Source organism: Methylophaga sp. UBA1464 (assembly GCF_002325665.1).
Classification (GTDB): domain Bacteria; phylum Pseudomonadota; class Gammaproteobacteria; order Nitrosococcales; family Methylophagaceae; genus Methylophaga.
In genome coordinates this window covers 10,522-12,372 of record NZ_DCSO01000113.1, presented here as the reverse complement: position 1 = coordinate 12,372, position 1,851 = coordinate 10,522, and the positions used below count along the sequence as shown (strand labels likewise).

At 46.6% G+C, this 1,851-nt stretch carries 3 protein-coding genes; 2 read left to right on the top strand and 1 reads right to left on the bottom strand.

The window, feature by feature from the left end:
• Nucleotides 1–1,025, top strand: a 1,025-nt coding sequence (locus tag B3O33_RS15235; RefSeq protein WP_292363913.1) for a ribonuclease J, incomplete at its 5' end; no start/stop codon positions are given.
• A 1-nt stretch (nucleotide 1,026) separates the two neighbouring features.
• Here B3O33_RS15235 and B3O33_RS15230 read toward each other — a convergent pair.
• Complete coding sequence (locus B3O33_RS15230; protein ID WP_292359890.1) at nucleotides 1,027–1,239, bottom strand: hypothetical protein; 213 nt, start codon at nucleotides 1,237–1,239, stop codon at nucleotides 1,027–1,029.
• Between the two features lie 111 nt (nucleotides 1,240–1,350).
• Here B3O33_RS15230 and B3O33_RS15225 point away from each other — a divergent pair.
• The coding region (locus B3O33_RS15225; protein ID WP_292363912.1) for a patatin-like phospholipase family protein at nucleotides 1,351–1,851 on the top strand (501 nt) is incomplete at its 3' end.

Here is a 1,851-nt window from a genome sequence, read left to right as displayed (position 1 = left end):
AGGGTATCGCAGATAAAGTGCCGGTCATTATCGTCGAAGCGGACGCCAAACGGCAGATTGGTGTGTTTCAAGTGGAATGGTTGCGATTGACGCATTCGATTCCGGAGCCACATGCATTATTAATCAGCACCGCGGTTGGGAAGGTTTTTCATACTGCGGATTGGAAGCTCGATAATGCCCCGGTTGTTGGTCAGGCTTATGATGCAGCTGCATTTCAGAAACTGGCGGAATATCAGGTGGATGCAATGGTCTGTGATTCGACCAATGCGAATGTTCAGGGGTGGTCTGAATCCGAAGCCAATCTCTATAAAGGGCTGAAATTCCATGTAGAACAAGCGAAAGGCCGGGTCGTTGTTGCCTGTTTTGGCAGTAATATCGCCAGATTACATACCCTGGCCGGTATCGCTGAAGAAACCGGTCGGCATCTTGGTTTATTAGGGCGTTCCTTAATCAATACCGTCTCAGCAGCCAAAAATGTTGGTCTCTGGACCAGTGTAAAAACATCAGTAGATTCGGCTCATTTGGGGTACTTGCCTGCGCATACGGTTTTATTGGTTGCGACCGGTAGTCAGGGTGAACCTCGAACAGCGCTCAATCGATTAAGTCTGAACAGCTTTCGGGATTTGCAATTGTCACCTGGTGATACCGTTATTTTTAGCTCGAAAGTGATTCCCGGTAATGAGTTGGCTATTGCTGCATTGATTGAACGGCTCAAGGCCATGCAGGTGGATGTGATTGATATGGACAACAGTGCGTTGCCCATTCACGCTTCGGGACACCCTGCCAGTGAAGAATTGAAAACCATGTATCAGTGGGTTCAGCCACAATGTGCGATTCCGGTACATGGCGAATTAATGCATATGAAAGCCAATGCCAAAATCGCCAAAGCCAGCGGGGTGAGGCGGCAATTACTGGGTCAGAATGGTGATCTGTTTTATATCTCGCCAGTGAATGGCATCAGGCGTGGCGCAGTTAAAACAGGAAGATGGGGCTTTTTTGATCGTAAGACGTTAAAAAAACTGTAATTTACGCCTCAGCATCAAATGAGGGGCCGCGCCGCTCTGATGAAACCCGTCTTTCAATCAGGGTTTTCTGCTTGCGTTTGCGCCGTTCACGACGCTGCCGCCGGTCTTCCTGAATGCTAGGCTGGGTTTTATCCGCAGCAGGTTGCCCAGGGTTTACCGGATGTGTGCTATAGGTTATTAAAAAATTGTTATGATAAATTCGTGAAATATCCATCATATTGACCTAACTTTTGTTAACGCTTAAATCATAGCGGTCTGATTTAATATATCTTTAATTTTTTCATCAAGTTAACGCTGACTTCAACCTTTGAGACATGGAAAATAAATGAAAGATTCGCTGAAAATAGGCCTGGCCTTAGGGAGCGGTGCGGCGCGAGGTTGGGCACATATTGGCGTGATTAATGCTCTGAAGAATGCTGGGATTAAACCCGATGTAGTGGTGGGAACTTCTATCGGCGCGTTGGTTGGAGCAGCTTATCTCAGTAACAAATTACCTGATCTGCAACAGCGATTGCTTAAACTGACCAAGCTCGAAACGGCACGTTTTTTCAATATCGGATTTCCGTTTAACGGCGTCGTCAATAAAGACAAATTGCATGAATTTCTAACGCTATATGTTGCTGACGAAACAGTATTAATTGAGTCATTGCCAGAACGTTATGCCAGTGTTGCAACGCATCTTCATTCGGGACAGGAAGTGTGGAACACCGAGGGCAAATTACTGGAAGCTGTCTGGTCGTCAATTTCGTTGCCTGGTTTGTTTCCGGCGATTAAACATCATGGTCGCTGGTTGATCGATGGTGGACTAGTGAACCCTGTCCCTGTA